Genomic DNA, 4,623 nt, shown 5'->3' with positions numbered 1-4,623 from the left:
GGCGAGGTCGACCGGCCGGGCGGTGTCGGCGGCGGCCACGTGGTCGGCCCAGCGGCGGGCCTGCGCGGCGAGGGACTCCGGGCTGCGGGCGGAGAGCAGGACCGGCGCCAGGGGCGGCTGGGCGGCCGGTGCCGCCGGTTCGGGCTCCTCGGCCGCCGGGGGCTGCTCGATGATGACGTGGGCGTTGGTGCCGCTGATGCCGAACGACGACACGGCGGCCCGGCGCGGCCGGTCGCTCTCGGGCCAGGGCCGCGCCTCGGTCAGCAGCTCGACGGCCCCGGCCGTCCAGTCGATGTGCGGCGACGGCTCATCCACGTGCAACGTCCGCGGCAACACCCCGTACCGCATCGCCAGAACCATCTTGATGATCCCGGCCGCCCCCGCCGCCGCCTGCGTGTGACCCAGGTTCGACTTCACCGAACCCAACCACAACGGCGCCCCACCCGCCCGGTCCTGCCCATACGTCGCCAGCAACGCCTGCGCCTCGATCGGATCACCGAGGGTCGTGCCCGTCCCGTGCGCCTCCACCACGTCCACGTCGGACGGGGCGAGCCGCGCGTTGGCCAGGGCGTGCCGGATCACACGTTCCTGGCTCGGGCCGTTCGGCGTGGTCAGGCCGCTGCTCGCGCCGTCCTGGTTGACGGCGGTGCCCCGGATCACCGCGTGGATCCGCCGGCCGTCGCGCTGCGCGTCGGACAGCCGCTGCAGCAGCAGCACCCCGACGCCCTCCGCCCAGCCGGTGCCGTCGGCGGCGGCCGCGAACGACTTGCACCGCCCGTCCGCGGCGAGCCCCCGCTGCCGGGAGAAGTCGATGAACGTCCCGGGGGTGGCCATCACGGTCACGCCACCGGCCAGGGCCAGGTCGCAGTCGCGCTGGCGCAGCGCCTGCACCGCCAGGTGCACGGCCACCAGCGACGACGAGCAGGCCGTGTCGATGGTGACCGCCGGGCCTTCGAGCCCGTACGTGTACGCCACCCGGCCGGACACCACGCTGCCGGAGTTGCCGGTGCCGAGGTAGCCCTCCACGCCCTCGGGCAGGTCCAGCACCCGGGAGGCGTAGTCGTGGTACATCACCCCGGCGAACACCCCGGTCCGGCTGCCGCGCAGCCGTTGCGGAGCGAGGCCGGCGGACTCGAACGCCTCCCAGGCGCTCTCCAGCAGCAGGCGCTGCTGCGGGTCCATGGCGAGGGCCTCGCGGGGCGAGATGCCGAAGAAGCCCGGATCGAACTCGGTCGCCTCGTAGAGGAAACCGCCCTTGTCGGTGTACGAGGTGCCCGGGTTGTCCGGGTCGACGGAGAAGAGCCGCTCCAGGTCCCAGCCCCGGTCGGTCGGGAAGTCCCCCACCCCGTCCCGGCCCTCGGCGACCAGGTGCCACAGGTCGTCCGGGCCGCGTACGCCGCCCGGGTAGCGGCAGGCCATGCCCACGATGGCCATCGGCTCGCGGTCCTTCGCCTCCACCTCGCGCACGCGCCGCCGTGCCTCGCGCAGGTCGGCCGTGGCGCGCCGGAGGTAGTCGAGGAACTCTTCCTCAGTGGGCATCGGGCCACTCCGTATCGGGGTCAGAGGTCCGGGACATCCGCGGTCAGGCCGTTCCGAGCTCGTCGTCGAGGAGGTGGAACAGCTCCTCGGCGCTGGCGGAGCTGAGGTTGCCGTCGCCCGTGGCGGCGTCGGCGGGACCGCTGTCGGCGTACGTCCAGAGCGAGAGCAGCTCGCGCAGCCGGCCGGCGACGGCGGCGCGGTCGGCGTCGTCCGCGGCGATCGCCCGCATCGCGGTCTCCAGCTTGTTCAGCTCGCCGAGCACGGACAGCGCGGAGGTGGTCCGCTCGGCGAGCAGCGCGCCGCGCAGGTGCGCGACCATCGCCGCCGTGGTGGGCCGGTCGTAGATCAGGGTGGACGGCAGCCGCAGTCCGGTGGCGGCGGCGAGCCGGTTGCGGAACTCCACGGCGGTCAGCGAGTCGAAACCCAGCTCGACGAAGCCCCTGTCCTCGTCGATGTCCCGGATCGAGGGGTAGCCGAGGACCGCCGCCGCGTGGGTGCGGACCAGGTCGGACAGCACCCGGTCGCGCTCCGCTTCGGGCGTGGCGGCGAGGGTGTCGCGCAGCGCCGCCGCCGTGTCTCCGGCGGGGCTCTCGGCCGGGGCGGTGCCGGCGGGGCGGACCAGGCCGTGCAGCACCCGGGGCAGCGCCGGCCCGAGCCGGCCGAGCACCGCATGGTCCAGGCTCACCGGCGCGATCATCGGTTCGGCGTGGCGCAGCGCCTCGCTGTACAGCTCCATGCCCTCGTCCGGCCCGAGGGGACGGAAGCCGGCCCGGCTCATCCGCCGCTCGTCGACGTGGCCCTGCGGCCCGCCGGGCTCGTCCGGGTTGGCCCACGGCCCCCACGCCATGGAGCAGACGGTGAGCCCTCGCGCTCGGCGGTGGTGGGCGAGCCCGTCGAGGAAGGCGTTCGCGGCGGCGTGGTTGGCCTGGCCGGGACCGCCGAACAGCCCGGACGCGGAGGAGAAGAGCACGAACGCGGCGAGGTCCAGTTTCTCGGTCAGCTCGTGCAGGTGCCAGGCGGCGTCCACCTTCGGCCCGAGGACGGTGTCGAACCGGGCCGGGGTGAGCGCCGGCAGCACCCCGTCGTCGAGGATCCCGGCGGCGTGCACCACGCCGACCAGCGGCCGGTCCGCGGGGATCTCGTCGAGCAGCACGGCGAGAGCGGCCCGGTCGGTGACGTCGGCGGCGACGACCTGCGCGCTGGCGCCGAGCGCGGTCAGCTCGTCGACGAGGTCCGTCGCGCCGGGCGCGTCGGGGCCGCTGCGGCTGACCAGCAGCAGGCGGGGCACCCCGTGGCGGGTGACCAGGTGGCGGGCGACCAGCCGGCCGAGCGCGCCGGTGGCCCCGGTGACCAGGACGGTGCCGGCGGACAGCTTCGGCTCGGGCCGGTCCTGCGGCGGCGGGCCGAGCCGGACCAGCCGGGGCACCCGGAGCTGGCCGGCGCGGACGGCGAGCTGCGGCTCGCCGGTGCCCAGCGCCGCCGGCACCGCCACGACCGAGCGGGGGTCGTCGTCGAGGTCGAGCAGCACGAACCGGCCCGGGTTCTCCGACTGGGCGGAGCGGACCAGCCCCCACGCCGTGGCGGCCGGCAGGTCGGCGGGCTGTTCGCCGGGGTCGACGCAGACCGCGCCCCGGGTGACCACGACGAGCCGGGCCTCGGCCAGCGCCTCGCGGGTGAGCCAGTCCTGCGCCAGCGCCAGCGTCTCGTGGCTGACCAGGTGCGCGGCCCGTGCCGGGTCCGGCTCGTCGGCGCGCTGCCCCACGCAGGTGGCGACCACCGCGTCGGGCCGGGACGTCCCGCCGGTCACCGCCGCGACCAGCCCGTCCAGGTCCCGGTACGCCTCGACGCCCGGCCACTCGTCGGCGTCGCCGAGCACGGCGATCCGGGCGGTGCGCTGGGTACCCGGTTCGGGGGCGGTCCAGTCGAGCCGGTGCAGCGACCGGTTGGCCGCGCGGCGGGCCGCGTCGAGCTGGTCGGAGCTGATCGGCCGCAGGACGAGCGCGTCGAGGGAGGCGACCGGCACGCCGCCGGTGTCGGTGACGGTCGCCGCGACCGAGCCCTCGGTCGAGGTCAGCCGGACCCGCAGCTCGCGGGCCCGGGTGGGCCGGATCGCGACCCCCGTCCAGGAGAACGGCAGTCCCGGCTGCGCCTCGCCGGGGGACGCCGTGGCGGAGTCGGCGCGGCCGAGGACGCTGGCGCCGAGGGCGTGCAGGGCGGCGTCCAGCAACGCCGGGTGCACCGAGAACGGGCCGGCGGCCGCGTCGGCGTCGAGGGCCACCTCGGCCAGGATGTCGCCGCCGCTGCGCCAGGCGGCGCGCAGCGCCTGGAAGACGGGCCCGTAGTGGTAGCCCTGACCGGCGAGGTGCGGGTAGAGGGTGTCCAGCGCGATCGGCTCGGCGTCGGCGGGCGGCCAGGCGCTGCCCGCGGCCACGGTCACCGCCCGGGTGGGGGCGAGCAGGCCGGTGGCGTGCCGCTGCCACTGCCGGGTCGTCCCCGACCGTTCGCCGTCCTCGTCGGGGTGGGAGTGGACGGACACCGGCCGGCAGCCGTCGCCGTCCGCCGGGCCGACGCGGACCCGCAGATCGACGCCGCCGGTGGGCGGGACGACCAGCGGCGCCTCCAGGACCAGTTCCGCGACGTGGGCGGTGTCCACGCTCCGCCCGCTCCAGGACGCCAGTTCCACCAGGGCGGTGCCGGGCAGCAAAACGGTGCCGAGCACGGCGTGGTCGGCCAGCCACGGGTGGGTGGCCAACGAGATTCGCCCGGTGAACAGCAGGCCCTCGTCGCCGGGCAGGTCGGCCACGGCGTTGAGCAGCGGGTGGTCCACGGCGTCGAGGCCGGCCGACGGCAGCGCGGCCCGGTTCGGGCCGCCCCGCGACAGCCAGTACCGGTCCCGCCCGAACGGGTAGGTGGGCAGGTCGACGGTCGGGGTGGGCGCCAGGACCTTGGTCAGGTCGACGGGCAGGCCGAGGGTGTGGGCGGTCGCGAGGCTGGTCAGCAGGCGGGCCGGGTCGTCCTCACCCCGGCGCAGCGTGCCCAGGGTGTGCCCGGCCGTGCCGGTGTCATCCAGGATCGCCGCGACCG

2 protein-coding genes are annotated in these 4,623 nt (G+C 76.4%); both read right to left on the bottom strand.

Going from position 1 to position 4,623, the window contains the following annotated elements:
• A partial coding sequence (locus tag B0E53_RS33265) for a polyketide synthase (RefSeq protein WP_146167876.1) occupies positions 1–1,539 on the bottom strand: 1,539 nt, incomplete at its 3' end.
• A 43-nt stretch (positions 1,540–1,582) separates the two neighbouring features.
• Positions 1,583–4,623 (bottom strand): type I polyketide synthase (locus B0E53_RS33260; RefSeq protein ID WP_146167875.1); only part of this gene is annotated, 3,041 nt, incomplete at its 5' end.

The organism is Micromonospora sp. MH33 (genome assembly GCF_003013775.1).
Classification (GTDB): Bacteria; Actinomycetota; Actinomycetes; order Mycobacteriales; family Micromonosporaceae; genus Micromonospora; species Micromonospora fulviviridis.
Note: the sequence above shows the minus strand (reverse complement) of the source record. Positions and strands in the feature narration are given on the sequence as shown.